The 15,642-nt window shown below is 69.4% G+C and carries 17 protein-coding genes; 12 read left to right on the top strand and 5 right to left on the bottom strand.

Features of this window, described 5'->3' with window-relative positions; all coding sequences use genetic code 11:
* Positions 1–20: 20 nt before the first annotated feature.
* On the bottom strand, positions 21–446 hold the full coding sequence (locus tag ACFVAV_RS28915; RefSeq protein WP_379038695.1) for a cupredoxin family copper-binding protein: 426 nt from the start codon (positions 444–446) through the stop codon (positions 21–23).
* Between the two features lie 68 nt (positions 447–514).
* Between ACFVAV_RS28915 and ACFVAV_RS28910 the strand changes: the two genes are divergently transcribed.
* From ACFVAV_RS28910 to tsaD, 7 genes are all read left to right on the top strand, one after another.
* Positions 515–1,954 carry an NAD(P)H-hydrate dehydratase gene (locus tag ACFVAV_RS28910; RefSeq protein ID WP_379038694.1) on the top strand — a complete coding sequence of 480 codons (1,440 nt, stop codon included), beginning with the start codon at positions 515–517 and terminating at the stop codon, positions 1,952–1,954.
* A gap of 16 nt (positions 1,955–1,970) precedes the next feature.
* On the top strand, positions 1,971–3,131 hold the full coding sequence (gene alr / locus ACFVAV_RS28905; protein WP_379038693.1) for an alanine racemase: 1,161 nt from the start codon (positions 1,971–1,973) through the stop codon (positions 3,129–3,131).
* Positions 3,128–4,204 (top strand): alpha/beta fold hydrolase, encoded by a 1,077-nt coding sequence (locus ACFVAV_RS28900; protein WP_379038692.1) that lies wholly within the window; start codon positions 3,128–3,130, stop codon positions 4,202–4,204. The genes alr and ACFVAV_RS28900 overlap by 4 nt, the downstream gene beginning before the upstream one ends.
* Positions 4,197–4,652, top strand: a complete 456-nt coding sequence (gene tsaE / locus ACFVAV_RS28895) for a tRNA (adenosine(37)-N6)-threonylcarbamoyltransferase complex ATPase subunit type 1 TsaE (RefSeq protein ID WP_379038691.1) — start codon at positions 4,197–4,199, stop codon at positions 4,650–4,652. The genes ACFVAV_RS28900 and tsaE overlap by 8 nt, the downstream gene beginning before the upstream one ends.
* Positions 4,653–4,717: 65 nt before the next feature.
* The gene (gene tsaB / locus ACFVAV_RS28890; RefSeq protein ID WP_379038689.1) at positions 4,718–5,410 is read left to right on the top strand and encodes a tRNA (adenosine(37)-N6)-threonylcarbamoyltransferase complex dimerization subunit type 1 TsaB; all 693 of its coding nucleotides are present in this window, start codon (positions 4,718–4,720) and stop codon (positions 5,408–5,410) included.
* Positions 5,411–5,433: 23 nt separating this feature from the next.
* On the top strand, positions 5,434–5,928 hold the full coding sequence (gene rimI, locus ACFVAV_RS28885) for a ribosomal protein S18-alanine N-acetyltransferase (protein ID WP_379038688.1): 495 nt from the start codon (positions 5,434–5,436) through the stop codon (positions 5,926–5,928).
* Complete coding sequence (gene tsaD, locus ACFVAV_RS28880) at positions 5,925–6,971, top strand: tRNA (adenosine(37)-N6)-threonylcarbamoyltransferase complex transferase subunit TsaD (RefSeq protein WP_379038687.1); 1,047 nt, start codon at positions 5,925–5,927, stop codon at positions 6,969–6,971. Before rimI ends, tsaD begins: the two co-directional genes overlap by 4 nt.
* Positions 6,972–7,111: 140 nt before the next feature.
* Here the strand turns inward: tsaD and ACFVAV_RS28875 are convergent, their stop codons facing one another.
* Positions 7,112–8,623 (bottom strand): Hsp70 family protein, encoded by a 1,512-nt coding sequence (locus tag ACFVAV_RS28875; RefSeq protein ID WP_379038686.1) that lies wholly within the window; start codon positions 8,621–8,623, stop codon positions 7,112–7,114.
* Positions 8,624–8,985: 362 nt separating this feature from the next.
* On the opposite strand from ACFVAV_RS28875, the gene groES reads away from it, so the two are divergent.
* Both groES and groL read left to right on the top strand, forming a co-directional pair.
* Entirely contained in the window at positions 8,986–9,285 is a 300-nt protein-coding gene (gene groES, locus ACFVAV_RS28870; protein WP_110037083.1) for a co-chaperone GroES, read from the top strand.
* A gap of 83 nt (positions 9,286–9,368) precedes the next feature.
* Entirely contained in the window at positions 9,369–10,979 is a 1,611-nt protein-coding gene (gene groL / locus ACFVAV_RS28865; RefSeq protein ID WP_379038685.1) for a chaperonin GroEL, read from the top strand.
* Between the two features lie 60 nt (positions 10,980–11,039).
* On the opposite strand, the gene ACFVAV_RS28860 is transcribed toward groL, so the two are convergent.
* The 3 genes from ACFVAV_RS28860 to ACFVAV_RS28850 form a co-directional block, all read right to left on the bottom strand.
* Positions 11,040–11,291, bottom strand: a complete 252-nt coding sequence (locus tag ACFVAV_RS28860) for a hypothetical protein (protein ID WP_379038683.1) — start codon at positions 11,289–11,291, stop codon at positions 11,040–11,042.
* 1 nt (position 11,292) lies between these two features.
* On the bottom strand, positions 11,293–11,910 hold the full coding sequence (locus tag ACFVAV_RS28855; protein WP_379038682.1) for a sigma-70 family RNA polymerase sigma factor: 618 nt from the start codon (positions 11,908–11,910) through the stop codon (positions 11,293–11,295).
* A gap of 126 nt (positions 11,911–12,036) precedes the next feature.
* Complete coding sequence (locus ACFVAV_RS28850; RefSeq protein WP_022567299.1) at positions 12,037–12,330, bottom strand: WhiB family transcriptional regulator; 294 nt, start codon at positions 12,328–12,330, stop codon at positions 12,037–12,039.
* Positions 12,331–12,953: 623 nt separating this feature from the next.
* Between ACFVAV_RS28850 and ACFVAV_RS28845 the strand changes: the two genes are divergently transcribed.
* From ACFVAV_RS28845 to ACFVAV_RS28835, 3 genes are all read left to right on the top strand, one after another.
* Positions 12,954–13,787 (top strand): hypothetical protein, encoded by an 834-nt coding sequence (locus ACFVAV_RS28845; protein ID WP_379038681.1) that lies wholly within the window; start codon positions 12,954–12,956, stop codon positions 13,785–13,787.
* 157 nt (positions 13,788–13,944) lie between these two features.
* Positions 13,945–14,523, top strand: a complete 579-nt coding sequence (locus tag ACFVAV_RS28840; RefSeq protein WP_110037079.1) for a sigma-70 family RNA polymerase sigma factor — start codon at positions 13,945–13,947, stop codon at positions 14,521–14,523.
* Complete coding sequence (locus ACFVAV_RS28835) at positions 14,516–15,628, top strand: anti-sigma-D factor RsdA (protein WP_379038680.1); 1,113 nt, start codon at positions 14,516–14,518, stop codon at positions 15,626–15,628. Before ACFVAV_RS28840 ends, ACFVAV_RS28835 begins: the two co-directional genes overlap by 8 nt.
* Positions 15,629–15,642 lie beyond the last annotated feature (14 nt).

Here is a 15,642-nt window from a genome sequence, read left to right as displayed (position 1 = left end):
CTCGGGACCGGCCGCCACGATCACTGGACCGTGATGGAGCCGCGCATATCGGGGTGCAGGCTGCACAGGTAGCGGTAGGTGCCCGGCTGGGTGAAGGTGTAGGACCATTCTCCCTTGTCGATGATGGGGCTGTTGATGCCCATCGCCTTGTCGCCGATGCCCTGGACATTGTGCGGGGCCTTGTCGGAGAACTTCCAGGTGACGGTCTCGCCGACCTTGATGGTGACGTCGGCGGGCGCGTACTTCATGCCGCTGACGTCGATCGTCAGGTCGGTCGGCTTGTGGTCGGTCTGCGTGGTCGTGGTGGTGACCGGGCGCGGCTTGCGGGTGGTGGTGGAGGCGGCGTTCCCGCCGTCGCCGGAACAGCCGGCGGACAACAGGGTGGCGGCCACGGCGAATCCGGCGACAACCCGGGCGGATGCGGCGCGGTGACGAACCATCGACATGGGTGTGGAGCGTAGTCTGCGAACGATCGCGGACCGGCCGTGGCCCGCACCGGGACCGGGAGGCGACGATGTCGGATCGGCGCGGTTACTTCACCGCCGACGAGGTACGGGCCGCCGAGGCGGAGCTGTTCACCCGCGTGCCTGCGGGGATGCCGATGCGGCGGGCCGCGTACGGGCTGGCGACGGTGGTGGCAGGCGAATTGCGTTCCGTGACCGGCGGTGTGGTGGGCCGGGCGGTGGGATTGCTGGTCGGGTCCGGTGACAACGGCGGGGACGCGCTGTGGGCGGGATCGATGCTGGCGCGCCGTGGGGTGGCGGTGACCGCGGTGCTGCTGAATCCGGAACGCGCGCATCGGGAAGGGCTCGCGGCGCTGCGGGCGGCGGGTGGGCGCGTGGTCGATCGGCTCGGTGCGGTGGATCTGGTAATCGACGGGATCGTGGGGATCTCCGGTCGGGGACCGCTGCGGCCCGCTGCCGCGGAGCTGGTTGCGGCACTGGATGTTCCGATCGTCGCCGCCGACCTGCCCAGTGGGGTGGATCCGGATACCGGGGCGATCGAGGGGCCCGCGGTGCGTGCGGCGGTGACGGTGGCGTTCGGTGCGTACAAGCCGGTGCATGCGCTCGCGACGCCGCATTGCGGGCGAATCGTGCTGGTGCCGATCGGTTTACGGCTGCCGGAACCGGGACTCGCCCAGCTCGATCCGGCGGTGATCGGGGCGCAGTGGCCGGTGCCGCGGGCGACGGATGACAAGTACAGCCAGGGCGTGGTCGGGGTGTGTGCGGGTAGTGCGACGTATCCGGGTGCCGGGGTGCTGAGTACCGGTGCGGCGGTGGCGGCGACGTCGGGGCTGGTGCGCTATGTCGGGGACGACACCGAGGTGCTGGAGAAATTCCCCGAGGTGATCGCCAGTCATACGATCGCGGGGGTCGGTCGGGTGCAGGCCTGGGCCTTCGGTCCCGGCGCGGGCACGGACATCGCCGCCATGGACCGGCTCGCGCAGGTGCTGGCCACCGATCTGCCGGTGCTCGTCGACGCCGACGGGCTCACGCTGCTCGCCACCGAACCTGTGCTGATTCGCGGTCGTACCGCGCCGACCGTGCTGACACCGCACGCCGGTGAGTTCGCCCGGCTCACCGGTGTGGAACTCGGGCCGGATCGGGTGGCCGCGGTTCGCGCGCTCGCCGACGAGTGGCAGGTGACCGTGCTGCTCAAGGGGCGGGCGACGATCATCGCCGCACCCGGTGAAGCGACCTTGGTCAACGATGCGGGCGGTTCGTGGGCCGCGACCGCGGGCTCGGGCGACGTGCTGTCGGGGATCATCGGGGCGCTGCTCGCGGCAGGGCGGCCACCCGCCTGGTCGGCTGCGGCCGCCGCGCGCGTCCATGCGCTGGCCGCCAACCTCGCCGCCTTCGACGGTCGACCAGCGGCGGCGCCGATCTCGGCTTCGCCGCTGCTGCAGCACATACGGCCTGCTGTTCGCGTACTGCGCGAACTTGCCGGTGTGTGAGCACGCCCCAGGTTCTATGAATCCCGCGGGTCCTGGCAGGATCGGGGCTGTGAATGCGCAAGTGGAAACTGTCATCGACCTGGATGCCATTGCCCACAACGTGCGTGTGCTGCGTGAGTTCGCGCAGGGCGCGGCGGTGATGGTGGTGGTCAAGGCTGACGGCTACAACCACGGCGCAGTCGAGGTGGCGCGGACAGCGCTGGGGGCGGGGGCCGCCGAGTTGGGGGTTACCACCGTCGCCGAGGCGCTGACATTGCGCGCCGCGGGGATCACCGCGCCGATCCTGTGCTGGCTCAACACCATCGATGCCGACTACGGCGCCGCGATCGCCGCCGATATCGAGATCGGGGTGTCCTCGCTCACGCAGCTGCGGGCCGTCGAGCGGGCTGCCAGGGTGACCGGTCGCACCGCGACGGTCTCGCTCAAGGTCGACACCGGACTCAATCGCAACGGGGTGTCGGTCGCCGAGTATCCGCAGGTCCTGCAGGCTCTGCGCGGGCTCGTCGATGAGCAGGTCGTCCGGTTCCGCGCGATCTTCTCCCATCTCGCGCACGCCGACGAACCGGAGCATCCCATGCTGGACCGCCAGCGGGAGCGCTTTGTGGAGGCGATCGCGCAGGCCAAGGAACACGGCCTCGAACCCGAGCAGGTCCATCTGGCGAACTCCGCGGCGACGCTGACCAGGCCCGACCTGCACTTCGACCTCGTGCGTCCCGGCATCGCGGTCTACGGGCTGTCGCCGATCCCGGAGCTCGGTGACTTCGGACTGCGCCCGGCGATGACGCTGCAGGCCGAGGTCACGCTGGTGAAGCGGGTGGCTGCCGGGGAGGGTGTGTCGTACGGGCATCGCTGGACCGCGCCGCGCGACACGACGGTGGCACTGGTGCCCGCCGGGTACGCCGACGGTGTATTCCGCTCGCTGAGTGGGCGTTTCGAGGTGTGGCTGGGCGGTTCCCGGCACCGTAATGTCGGGCGGGTGTGCATGGACCAGTTCATGGTCGACCTCGGTGACAATCCGGGCGGCGTGCGGGCGGGCGACCGCGCGGTGCTGTTCGGTGGCGGCGCGGGACACCCGCGCGCGCTCGACTGGGCCAGGCTGCTGGACACGATCGACTACGAGATCGTGTGCTCACCGCGCGGCAGAGCGGTCCGCCGGTATGTGGGGACCGGCCGATGAGCCGCGGCACCGTGATCCTGCGCGGCGGGCTGGCGACCGCGGGCCTGCTCGGCGCGCTCGCGGTGGCGCACACCCTGCGCCGGATCGGCGCGCGCGTGCTGTGGCCCGCCGAACGTGACGAGTATCGCGACGAGAACTTCGCCCTGATCGATGAGGACGAACCCGGTGTCGTGATCGCCGACGACGGTGTGCCGCTGGCCACCCGCACCTACGGCGACGACTCCGCCGAGCTGACGATCGTCTTCGTGCACGGCTTCTGCAACAGCATGGAGTCCTTCCACTTCCAGCGCCGCGATCTCGCCCGGCAGTGGGGCGATCGGGTCCGGATGGTCTTCTTCGACCAGCGCGGCCACGGCCGCTCCGGCACCCCGAGCACCGAGAGCTGCACCGTGGCACAGCTCGGCCACGATGTCGCCGCCGTGGTGCGCGAGTGCGCGCCTGCCGGACCGGTGGTCCTGGTCGGGCATTCGCTCGGCGGGATGGCCGTGCTCGCGGCGGCGGCGCAGTTCCCCGACCTGATCGCATCGCGGGTGATCGCGGTCGGTCTGTTCAGTACCGCCGCCGCCGAGGTGGCCGCGACCGGGTTGCCACAGTTGCTGCGCCATCCCGCGATCGACGGATTCCGGATGGCCGTGCGGACCGCGCCCGCCGTCGTCCAGGTGAGCCGGACCGCGAGCAAGCAGCTGCTGACGCCGATCCTGCACGTCAGCTCGTTCCACGGCCCGGTGAGCCCGACGCTGTCGCGGTTCACCACCATGATGATCGACCGCACCCCGGTCGGCACCATCGAGAAGTTCCTGAAAGCGATTGAGCTGCACGACGAGTCGGCCGCGCTGCCGGTGCTGGCCAACGTGCCGGTGCTGGTCCTGTCCGGCGCGCACGACATGGTGATCCCGTTCCGCAACTCGCACGTGCTGGCCAGAGCACTGCCCGACAGCCAGCTGGTGCGGGTGAACGAGGCCGCGCACATGCCGCACCTGCAGTTCCCGGACGTGACGCTGGACGCACTCGACCGGCTGCTGGCGAGCGCCGGCTTCGGCGACGCACGGGGCGGGGAGGCCGTCGGTGGCTGACCCACAGCAGCGTGTCCTGACCACGGTCGAGGACACCGAGGCGTTCGGCCGGGAACTCGCCGCGACCCTGCGCGCGGGCGACCTGGTGGTCCTCGACGGTCCGCTCGGTGCCGGTAAAACGGCTCTGACCAGGGGAATCGCGGCCGGGCTCGGCGTCTTGGGCCGGGTCAGCTCGCCGACGTTCATCATCGCGCGGGCGCACAAGGCCGGGCAGCGGCCGGACGGCACACCCGGGGTGGCGTTGGTGCACGTCGACGCGTATCGGCTCGCGGGCGACCTGGACGAGCTGGACGCACTCGACCTCGACACCGACCTGCATCACGCGGTGGTGGTGGTCGAGTGGGGCAAAGGTGTCGTCGAGCACCTCTCGGAGCGGCATCTGCGGGTGCAACTCGCCCGGGAACCGGAATCCGATGTGCGCACGGCGATCTGGGAGTGGATCGAATAGCCGGCCCACCGGCGGGCACAGCTGCGCGCCGGGCCCTGATACCACCCGGTATTGTTGAGACAATCATGCTCGTACTAGCAGTCGACACCGCGACACCCGCCGTTACAGCGGGATTGGTGCATCTGTCACCTGCCGCCGACGCGGACTCCCGGCCCGCCGTGGCGACGCTCGCTGCCCGAGTGAAGGTCGACGCACGCGCCCACGCCGAAGTGCTCACCCCGCAGATTCTGGAATGCCTCGCCGAAGCCGGGGTGCGTCGTGACGAACTCGACGCGCTCGTCGTCGGTGTCGGGCCCGGCCCGTTCACCGGCCTGCGGGTCGGGATGGCCACCGCCGCCGCCTTCGGTGACGCGCTCGGTCTGCCGGTGCACGGCGTGTGCAGTCTCGACGCCATCGCCGCCGAAGCCGCGGGCGAGCAGCGCGAGACGGGGGAACTGCTGGTGGTGACCGACGCGCGCAGGCGCGAGGTGTACTGGGCCCGCTACCTGAACGGGGCGCGGATCGCCGGTCCCGAGGTGTGCAAGCCCACCGAGGTGCCACTCGGCGACGCCGTCGCGGTCGCCGGCTCGGCCGCGCACGTCGACTACTTCGATCTGCCGGTGCTGCCCAGCGAGTCGCCGTCGCCGACGGGCCTGGTGTCGGTCGCCGCGGGCGAGCTGCTGGCCGGAACCGTGCCCGAGGCGCTGGTCCCGCTGTATCTGCGCAGGCCCGACGCCGTCGAGAACAGCTTCCGCACCCTCGACCGGACCGGGGCGTGAGCGTCGTGTACCGGATCGAACCGATGATTTCTGCCGATATCGACCGCTGCGTCGAGCTCGAGCATCTGCTGTTCCCCGAGGACGACCCGTGGCAGGCGGTGTCGTTCCGTTCCGAACTGGCGGGCGCGCACAACCGCTACATCACCGCCCGCGACGCGAACGGCGTCATGGTCGGCTACGCGGGCATCGCGCTGCTCGGTGACGCCGCCCATCCCGAGGCCGAGGTGCACACCATCGGCGTCGACCCGGAATGTCATCGCGGCGGCATCGGCACGCTGCTGTTGGAAGCGCTGCTGGCCACGGCGGCCGAACGCGGCGGCCCGGTGTTCCTCGAGGTGCGCACCGACAACGCGCCCGCCATCGCGCTCTACGCCAAGCACGGCTTCCACATCATCGGGCTGCGCAAGAACTACTACCACCCCAGCGGCGCCGACGCGTACACCATGCGGCGGCCCGAACTCACCGCCGCGGCCGACGAATGGGCCGCGCGCGGCAGGCAGGACGAGGTGCTGTCGTGATCGTCATGGGCATCGAAAGCTCTTGCGACGAAACAGGAGTCGGCATCGTCCGGCGCGAACCGGACGGATCGCTGCACCTGCTCGCCGACGAGGTGGCCTCCAGCGTCGACCAGCACGCCCGCTTCGGCGGCGTGGTCCCCGAGATCGCCTCGCGCGCGCATCTCGAGGCGATCGTGCCCGCCATGCGCCGGGCGCTGGCCGCTGCCGGGATCAGCAAGCCCGACGCGCTCGCCGTCACCATCGGCCCCGGCCTGGCCGGCGCGCTGCTGGTCGGTGTCGCCGCGGCCAAGGCGTACGCGGCGGCCTGGGATGTGCCGTTCTACGCGCTCAACCACCTCGGCGGGCATGTCGCCGTCGACACGCTCGAGCACGGCCCGCTGCCGCCCGCGGTGGCGCTGCTGGTCTCGGGCGGGCACACCCATCTGCTGCAGGTCACCGATTTGGGCGAGCCGATCACCGAACTCGGCAGCACCGTCGACGATGCCGCGGGCGAGGCCTTCGACAAGGTCGCCCGGCTGCTCGGCCTCGGCTACCCGGGCGGGCCGTACCTGGACGCGGCCGCCGCCGGTGGCGATCCGCGCGCCATCGCGTTCCCGCGCGGCATGACCGGGCCGCGTGACGCCCGCTACGACTTCTCCTTCTCCGGCCTCAAGACCGCGGTCGCCCGCTATGTCGAAGCGGCACAGCGCCAGGGCATCACGCCCGAGCGGCTGCCGATCCCGGATATCGCCGCCTCCTTCCAGGAAGCGGTCGCCGACGTGCTCACCATGAAGGCGGTGCGCGCCGCGCAGGACGTCGGGGTGGACACGATCGTGCTCGGCGGTGGCGCCACCGCCAACTCCCGCATCCGCTCGCTCGCCGAAGAGCGTTGCACCGCGGCGGGATTGACGCTGCGGGTGCCCAAGCCGCGGCTGTGCACCGACAACGGGGTGATGATCGCGGCGCTCGGCGCCCATGTGATCGCGGCGGGTGCGCAACCCGCCGAGCTGACTGTGGCTACGGATCCGGGTCTGCCGGTGTCGGTGAGTGCCCTGCGCGGCTGATCGTTCCAGCCTCTGCGCCCGCAGCCTGATGCGGCGGTCTGCATGCGCGGCCGATGTGCCTGCGCCCGCAGCCTGATGCGCATGGCGCGGCGGCCTACTTGCTCGATGTATCCGGCGCGGCGAGCTGTGCTGTCCGGCAGCTAGTCGATCAGCTGGAGCGGTGCTTCACTCGGCATGCTCGCGGCGGGCGGCACCGGGACCGGCAGGACGCCGCGAGCGGGCGCCTGGGTGGGGGAGGTGTTCGGCGTCGACGGACGCTGTTGCTGGCCTGCGGATCCACTGTCCATCGGGCCGAGGGGCGATTCCGGATACGGGATCTGCGGCAGGTTCGGATCGGGACGCAGCGTCGGGGCCGTCGCGCTGGGCCCGGCGGGGCTTGGCGCGGTGGCCGTGGCCGAGCTGGGTGGCTGAGGCGTGGTCGGCGCGATCGGGCTCGGCGCCTGGGTCTCGGTGGTGGGCGGCGCATTGGTGACACCGGTGCGGTCGTTGCTCTCGCGGTTCTGCGGTGTCGGCGACAATTGCGGCGCCGCGGGTAATGGCTGGCGCACGGTGCTGTTGGTGCCCGCCGGGGTGACATCGGGGGTGTCGGGTGTGATCGCCTGCACGCCGTAGCCGATCACCAGGCCGACGACGACGACCGCGCCTGCCAGCGTCCCGACCACCTTGGCGAACGTGCCGCTCGGCGCGTCACCGAGCGCGGCGGGTAACAGGGCCGACGGCGCGGCGGCAGCGGCGACCAGCGCCGCGCCCTTGGCGATCACGGCTTCCGGATCCGGCACGGTGAGAACCGGGATGTCTAATCGCGCGTGCAGCGTGTCGACGACGGCGGGGATGTTGGCGCAGCCGCCGATCACCGCGACCGCCTCGGGATACCTCGGCGCGCGGGTGAACACCGACGCGGTGAACAGCGCGATATTGCGCAGCAGCCCGCCGATCAGCTCCTCGAAATCGGAGCGGGTGAGCTTGAGCGGCTGACCGGCCACGTGGTCGATGGTGACCGCGGGCGCGATCGACAGGTGCTCCTTGGCCGCCCTGCCCCGATTGGTCAGGGTGCCGCGGTTGGGCCTGGTGCCGCGGCGGGCGTAGTGCAGGTCGACGAGGTGGTGGTAGATCAACTCGTCGATGGCGTTGCCGCTCAGCGTCGGTGTGCGCTCGGTGTGCAGGATCGCGCCGTCGGCGTAGTCGACGACGGTGACGGTGAGTCCGGTCGCGCCGAGGTCGACCACCGCGACGGTGGCGTAGCGGTCCAACAGGCCGGTATCGCGTAAGTAGGTCATCGCCGCGGTGCCCTCGGGGACCAGCCGCAGATCGCGGTGCCGGGTGGTGGCCGCGCGAATGGCCTGGGCCTGCTCCTTGTTCCGGTAGGCGACGGCGACGCTGGTCGGTGGCCGCGAACGGGCCGACTCGGCCCTGCGGTGCGCGCCGGTGGAGTAACGCCCGAGCGGTTCGCCGACCATGCCCGAGCTCTGGGAGACGGGAAGCTGCGTGGTCATCAACTCGATCGAGGACGACACGAGATCACCGAGGTCGGAATGCGCCTCATCGGCGGAGACGACCCGGTAGTCGAAGTTCTGCTCACCGGACGGTCCGGTGGCGACCAGTGCTGAGCACACCACCTCGTTGCCTGCAGAGATGCCTAGGGATGTTCGCATGTTCACCTCCCTTCGAGCGGATGGTTCTGTGTCGCCGACCATCTCGATGGAACGCTATACGTATCCTTTCACAGCCTGTTATGCGAACGTTACAGATCTTGGCAGGCGATGTGAAGATCACTGGCGAGTGTGGGCGTGTCGAAAACGCGACATTGGCAGAACCCGGCCTTGAGCGCTGGCACTCTCGCGTATAGAGTGCTAGTCGGCACTGTGTAGCTGTACTTGTGCCAGTCGACTACTGGGCTTCGGGTCCCGGCACCCGCGACGACGGGGCTGACGCGCAGAGTCGCATGTAGACCGAAACCCGGTCCGGGGCAACAGTTCCGGACGACCGAATTTCCCCTGAAAGTGGAGGGCTCAACGTGGCGAGCGTGAACATCAAGCCGCTCGAGGACAAGATCCTCGTCCAGGCCAACGAGGCCGAGACGACGACGGCCTCCGGCCTGGTCATCCCGGACACGGCCAAGGAGAAGCCGCAGGAGGGCACCGTCATCGCCGTCGGCGAGGGCCGGATCACCGACAAGGGTGACCGCATCCCCGTCGACGTCAAGGAAGGCGACGTCGTCATCTACAGCAAGTACGGCGGCACCGAGATCAAGTACCAGGGTGGGGAGTACCTCATCCTGTCGGCGCGCGACATCCTGGCCGTCGTCACCAAGTAGGCCAACGCCGCATTCGCTTTCCGCCCCGGCGTCGTCAACCGACCCGGGGCGGATTGCGTTCTCACACAGGAGCTGAATCCCCTATGGCAAAGCAGATCGAGTTCGACGAGAAGGCTCGCCGGGCTCTGGAACGCGGTGTCGACAAGCTCGCCGACGCCGTCAAGGTGACCCTCGGTCCCCGTGGCCGCCACGTCGTGCTGGCGAAGGCCTTCGGTGGCCCGACCGTGACCAACGACGGTGTCACCATCGCGCGTGACATCGATCTCGAAGATCCCTTCGAGAACCTCGGCGCCCAGCTCGTCAAGAGCGTCGCCACCAAGACCAACGACGTCGCCGGCGACGGCACCACCACCGCGACCGTGCTGGCCCAGGCGTTCGTGCGCGCGGGCCTGAAGAACGTCGCCGCGGGCGCCAACCCGATCTCCCTCGGCCAGGGCATCGCGCTGGCCGCCGAGAAGGTGTCGGAGGTGCTGCTCGCCGCGGCGACCCCGGTCTCCGGCGAGAAGGCCATCGCCCAGGTCGCCACCGTCTCCTCGCGCGACGAGGAGATCGGCGACATGGTCGGCAAGGCGCTGACCACCGTCGGCAAGGACGGCGTCGTCACCGTCGAGGAGTCCTCGACCACGCAGACCGAACTGGTCGTCACCGAGGGCGTGCAGTTCGACAAGGGCTACCTCTCGCCCTACTTCGTGAGCGACCCCGAGACCCAGCAGGCCGTGCTGGAGGACACCTACGTCCTGCTGCACCGCGACAAGATCAGCTCGCTGCCCGACCTGCTGCCGCTGCTCGAGAAGATCGCCGAGTCCGGCAAGGCCGTGCTGATCATCGCCGAGGACATCGAGGGCGAGGCGCTGTCCACCCTGGTGGTCAACTCGATCCGCAAGACGATCAAGGCCGTCGCGGTCAAGGCGCCGTTCTTCGGTGACCGCCGCAAGGCGTTCCTCGACGACCTGGCCGTCGTCACCGGCGGCACCGTGATCAACCCCGATCTCGGTGTCACCCTGCGCGAGGCCACCATCGAGCAGCTCGGTCAGGCGCGTCGCGTCGTCGTCACCAAGGACGAGACCGTGCTCATCGACGGTGCGGGCACCGCGGACGACATCGCCGCGCGCAGCGCGCAGCTGCGTCGCGAGATCGAGGCCACCGACTCCGACTGGGACCGCGAGAAGCTCGAGGAGCGCCTCGCGAAGCTGGCCGGTGGCGTCGCGGTGATCCGCGTCGGCGCGGCCACCGAGACCGCGCTCAAGGAGCGCAAGTACCGCGTCGACGACGCGGTCGCTGCGGCCAAGGCCGCGGTCGAGGAGGGCATCGTCCCCGGCGGCGGCTCCGCACTGGTGCAGGCCGCGACCGCGCTGGTCGAGCTGCGCGACTCGCTGACCGGTGACCAGGCCGTCGGCGTCGAGGTGGTCCGCAAGGGCCTCGAGGCGCCGCTGTTCTGGATCGCCACCAATGCCGGTGTCGACGGCGCTGTCGTCGTCAGCAAGGTCGCCGACGGCAAGGAGGGCTTCAACGCCGCCACCCTCACCTACGGTGATCTGCTCACCGACGGTGTCGTCGACCCGGTCAAGGTGACCCGCTCCGCCGTGGTGAACGCCGCCTCGGTCGCGCGGATGATCCTGACCACCGAGAGCGCCATCGTGGAGAAGCCGGCCGAGGAGGCCGACGACCACGGCCATCACGGTCACGCGCACTGACGCGGTAACTGACGAAGGCCCCTGGACCGCAATGCGGTTCGGGGGCCTTTTCGTTGTGCGCTAACTCGCTACCGGAGGTTCCTCGGCGAGGATCGCGGTCAGCAGGCGTAGGCGTAGGGAGGTGGGCGGTGGGGCGGGTGTGCTGGATCCGAGAACGGCGAGAGCTTCGCGGGTGCCGCGGAGCTCTCGCAGGAACTCGGAACAGACAGCGGAATCTTCGGTATCGATGATGGTCTGGATCGCGTGATGGTCTTCGTCGTCGATCAATCCGAGCGCGACGGTGTGCGCGAGATCGATCTGGGCTTCGTTCATCTCACGTCACCCCCAAACTTTTCTTCAGTCGTGTCAATCCGTCCCGAATTCGGGACTTAACGGTCGGTAAACCTATGCCGAGGTGCTGAGCTACCTCCGCGTAGGTCCGCCCGCCGTAGTAGGCGAGCGAGATCGCCTCGCGTTGGGTCTCGGTCAATGTCGAGAGCCCGCGCTGGACGGCCTGTTGTTCGAGTCTGCGTTCCACCTCCTCCGTGACCTCGTCGAATTCGTTGCCGAGAACCCTTATCCCGTAGGCGACTTCGCGCTGGGAGTGGGCTTGCTCGGCACGAACCCGGTCGACCGCCCGCCGGTGCGCCAACGTCATCAGCCAGGTCACCGCCGACCCCTTGGTGGGGTCGAAACTCGTTGCGGTGCGCCAGATCTGGAGATAGACCTCTTGCGTAGTCTCCTCCGCGTACCCCGGGTCGTGCAAGACCCGCAGGATCAGGCCGAAGACGCGCGCAGACGTCCGGTCGTACAGTTCGGCAAAGGCATGCTGGTCGGACAGGCCGCATCGTTCCAATAGTGCAGCTAGCTCGACTCCTTCGGCCGCGCGTGCGGTAACTGCAGAATCCACGCTCGGTGGGAAGGCTTCGCTTCGGAACCCATTCTGTGTCATCGGTCACGAATCTAGCCCGCGGCTATGACCTCCCTTCGCCCGGGGGGTGCCTTGGTCGCGTGCCAACTATTTGCTAGAGATTCGGCACGCCACGCCGGGCGGATGGGCTCGGATTTGCCGAGGTGGCTAGACGGCCATGCGGCGCCGGTTGCGGCGCGCGTGCATCTCGCGTTCGGTCTCCGACATCCCGCCCCAGATGCCATAGGGCTCACTGACCTTGAGCGCGTGGGTGCGGCACTGCATCAGCACCGGGCAGGCCCGGCAGATCTCCTTGGCGCGCATCTCGCGCGCGGTACGGGCGCGGCCGCGCTCGCCGTCGGGATGGAAGAAGACGGCGGAGTCCTGACCGCGGCACGAGCCACGCATCTGCCAATCCCAGACGTCGGCGTTCGGACCGGGGAGGTGAGTGGGCATGGGCATGGTGAACTCCTTGTGGTGCGAGCTCGTCAGCGTTGTCGAGCGAAGTGGTGCGGCAGGTCTTCGCGCCACCTCGGTAGAGGTGGCCGGCTCGACGGTGCCTGACGGTGCCGTTGGATGGTCGCTGCAATTTCGCGCGGCGCCGACCCCGGCGATGAGCTACGTTAGGTGCAGGCGGGAAATTCCGTCAATAGTTCCGCGCATAGGTTCCGCAAATCTGCAACGCTGAAATTTAACCTGCGCACTGTTTACATTTCACACTCGGTCCGTCCATACTGTTCGGTTGGCTATGGATCGGTCATCGCGCGGCGTCCGCGGCAGTCGGCATTCTCCCAGGTCGCGCCGGTCAGGGGCCGCTTCGGCCAGGAGACCCCGCTGTCGGCCGGGTGGTGCGGATCACAGCGACCTCTGTCCGTGGACTCCGCGGAGATGGCGGAAACAGGGCGTCGAGGTTAATTGCGCGAAACGCATGTGAATTCGAAACTTTGCGGTAGAGGCCGCTGCGGGCGGAGATTTACCTGATGGCAACATCGGCCGCCGGAGGAAAAGCTGATCGATAGCTGGGGCGGTGCTGTCGGGACATATCACGACAACCACGGGCCCGCGGTGGCGGCTACAGTCTCGTCGTGCAGAGAACGGCGTCACCCGCGGATATCGGTTCCGAAATACTCGCTTCGACAGCTTTCGGGCCCACTCCCGGACGGGCCGCTACGGAGTTGCCGGAGCCGGCCGACCCCGAGCAGCGGTGGTACCGCGCCGTCGCACTCGGTGGTCAGGGCCGTTACGCCGCCGCCCGTGCCGACCTGGGGGTGCTCGCCGGAAGCCGGATAGATCCCGCGCTGAAATCACGCGTCGAGAGCACCCGCGGATCGCTGCTGCGTCAGCTCGGTGGGCATGCCGCCGCCGCCGCATACGACGGCCGCGCGGCGAATCTCGCGCTCGGCGCCGCCGGTCCGGCCCGCGCCGAGGCACTGGCCGACGCCTTCACCGGCCTGGCCGCCGACGCCCTCGGCACCGGCAGACTCGCACTGGCCCGCAGGCTGCTCGGCCGGGTGGAACCGCTCCTGGCGCAGGCTCCAGCCCGCTGCGCGGTGCGGTGGCGCTGGGTGCGCGCGGAGACCGCGCTCGCCGGCGGTGAGGCCCCGCCCGCGCTGCGCGACGCCGAGATCGCGGTCGCGCTCGCCGCCGCCCTGCCGTCGGTGCGGCATCGGGTGAAATCGGCTCTGCTCGTCGCCGCGGCCACCGCCGCCGCCGGCGACGCGAACCGCTCGGCGGAACTGGCTCGCGCGGTCGACGCCGACTGCCGCGAACACGCTTTGCTGCCCCTGCGATGGGCCACCGCGATGCTGCGCGCCGGGGTCTGTGAGAAGGCGGAAGCGCGGACCGCCGCGGACGAAGCCGCAGATCATGCCGCCCGAATCCGCGGGTGGGGTGGGGATTTCACGCTGCTGTCCTCGTGACCCGGTTCTGGTGATCTTCCTGAGAGCTCGCCTAGAAGGGGCCAGGCCCGCTGGCGGGTGATCAACGGGTCGCTATTGTTAGTCCCGTTCCGCCACTTCGGTGGAAGCTCGGTCACATCTGACCGCGCCACTCGTAACGCCAGGAAAATCTCTGACGATGACGCATATGGGCGAAGAGTTGGACCTCGCCGTCGCTGCGGCTGCGCAGGGCGACAGGACCGCTTTAGCTCAGGTACTGGAACTGATCCGGCCGTTGGTAGTCCGCTACTGCCGAGCTCGGATCGGAGCCGCGGAGCGCGGGCAGCTCTCCGCGGATGACGTTGCGCAAGAGGTCTGTCTGGCTGTGATGACCGCCCTGCCCCGCTATCAGGATCAGGGTCGGCCCTTCATGGCCTTCGTATACGGGATCGCTTCGCACAAGGTCGCTGACGCCCATCGCAACGCCGCCCGTAACAAGGCGGAGGCGATGGCCGAAGTACCAGATGTCATATCCACCGACCAGGGACCGGAGCAGCGAGCTCTCGACTCGGAGACGAGCAGGCAGATGAACACTCTGCTGGCCACGCTCCCCGAGAAACATCGGGAAATCCTGATCTTGCGCTTGGTCATGGGTCTGTCAGCAGAAGAGACTGCAGTCGCCGTGGGCAGCACGGCGGGGGCGATACGGGTGGCCCAGCACAGGGCACTCGCAAAACTGAAGTCACAAGTGGCGAGGGCAGGTGAAATGTATGGCTAGGGATGGCGAGCGCGGTCGAGGCGACCGGAAGGTCTGGCGTGGGTCGCACGACAGCGGTCCCTACGCCGCCGAGGATGCCGGTGATTCCGGTCCGGTCGACATTGCGGCGGTGCGCAGCGACGATGCGCTGATCGACGCGATCGCGAGCGACGGCCCGGTGCGTACCGACAGCCCCGAGGAGTTCCAGCTGGCGTCGTTACTCGCGGATTGGCGGGCCGATCTCTTGGCCGAGCCGATGCCCGCGGGCCCTGATCTGGACACCGTGTTCGCGGCGGTCAATCAGGAGATCGGCGCGCGGCAGGTTCGGGTCGGAGCTTCCTCGCGCGGACGTCTACGGCTGGTACGCCCCATTCTCGGAGCGGCTGCGGCGCTTGCCGTTGTCTTCGGCGGTCTCACGGCGTTCTCCTACAGCGCCGCCCCCGGCGATCCGCTGTGGCGGGTCAAGGAGGTCGTGTTCAGCGAGCAGGCCCAGTCGACCGTCGTGGCACGTGTCGACGACGATCTGGTCGCCGCGCAGAACCAGCTCGAGGCAGGCAATCCGGAGCAGGCGCGGGTCATGCTGGAACAGGCGTCGGCCACCGCTACTCAGGTCAACGACCAGGGTAAGCGTGAAGATCTGGTCGCACGCTGGAATCTGCTGCGTGATGAGCTGGCGAAGCGGGCCCCCGAGATCGCCGCGCAACTGGCGCCGTCGACCCCGGCCTCGCCTTCCCAGACCAAGCCGGGTTCGACCTCCCCGGCCTCGCCGTCGCCCAGCCCGGGCACCACTGCTCCAGTGGCGCCGGGTACCCCCGGGTCAGGTACCACCGATCCGTCGTCCCAGCCGCCGGTGATCCTGCAGTCGCCGGGTCCGGAGACCAAGCCGGTCGTCCCGCCGGAGACCGTCGAACCGACGGTGCCGCCGGTGACCACCGTGCCGGCCACGCCCCCGGCGACGGTCGACCCGACCACACCGCAGACCACCATCGTCGAACCACCGCCGGTCATCACCGCGCCGACGGTGGTCCCGACGTCGTATCAGCCGCCGCCGACGGTTCCGTCGACGCTGCAGACCCCGCCGGCCATGTCGATCCTGCCCGCGCCGCCCGCGGTGCCGTCATCCTGATCGCTTCCCCCCAC

Source organism: Nocardia sp. NPDC057663 (genome assembly GCF_042799895.1).
Classification (GTDB): domain Bacteria; phylum Actinomycetota; class Actinomycetes; order Mycobacteriales; family Mycobacteriaceae; genus Nocardia.
Note: the sequence above shows the minus strand (reverse complement) of the source record. Positions and strands in the feature narration are given on the sequence as shown.

Excerpts from the sequence above, each read along its gene's own strand:
- ACFVAV_RS28840 (WP_110037079.1), top strand. The coding sequence starts at position 13,945 with ATGACGCATATGGGCGAAGAGTTGGACCTCGCCGTCGCTGCGGCTGCG.
- ACFVAV_RS28855 (WP_379038682.1), bottom strand. The coding sequence starts at position 11,910 with ATGACACAGAATGGGTTCCGAAGCGAAGCCTTCCCACCGAGCGTGGAT.
- ACFVAV_RS28860 (WP_379038683.1), bottom strand. The coding sequence starts at position 11,291 with ATGAACGAAGCCCAGATCGATCTCGCGCACACCGTCGCGCTCGGATTG.
- ACFVAV_RS28900 (WP_379038692.1), top strand. The coding sequence starts at position 3,128 with ATGAGCCGCGGCACCGTGATCCTGCGCGGCGGGCTGGCGACCGCGGGC.
- groL (WP_379038685.1), top strand. The coding sequence starts at position 9,369 with ATGGCAAAGCAGATCGAGTTCGACGAGAAGGCTCGCCGGGCTCTGGAA.
- ACFVAV_RS28835 (WP_379038680.1), top strand. The coding sequence starts at position 14,516 with ATGGCTAGGGATGGCGAGCGCGGTCGAGGCGACCGGAAGGTCTGGCGT.
- alr (WP_379038693.1), top strand. The coding sequence starts at position 1,971 with ATGAATCCCGCGGGTCCTGGCAGGATCGGGGCTGTGAATGCGCAAGTG.
- ACFVAV_RS28915 (WP_379038695.1), bottom strand. The coding sequence starts at position 446 with ATGTCGATGGTTCGTCACCGCGCCGCATCCGCCCGGGTTGTCGCCGGA.
- rimI (WP_379038688.1), top strand. The coding sequence starts at position 5,434 with ATGATTTCTGCCGATATCGACCGCTGCGTCGAGCTCGAGCATCTGCTG.
- ACFVAV_RS28910 (WP_379038694.1), top strand. The coding sequence starts at position 515 with ATGTCGGATCGGCGCGGTTACTTCACCGCCGACGAGGTACGGGCCGCC.
- ACFVAV_RS28875 (WP_379038686.1), bottom strand. The coding sequence starts at position 8,623 with ATGCGAACATCCCTAGGCATCTCTGCAGGCAACGAGGTGGTGTGCTCA.
- ACFVAV_RS28850 (WP_022567299.1), bottom strand. The coding sequence starts at position 12,330 with ATGCCCATGCCCACTCACCTCCCCGGTCCGAACGCCGACGTCTGGGAT.
- tsaB (WP_379038689.1), top strand. The coding sequence starts at position 4,718 with ATGCTCGTACTAGCAGTCGACACCGCGACACCCGCCGTTACAGCGGGA.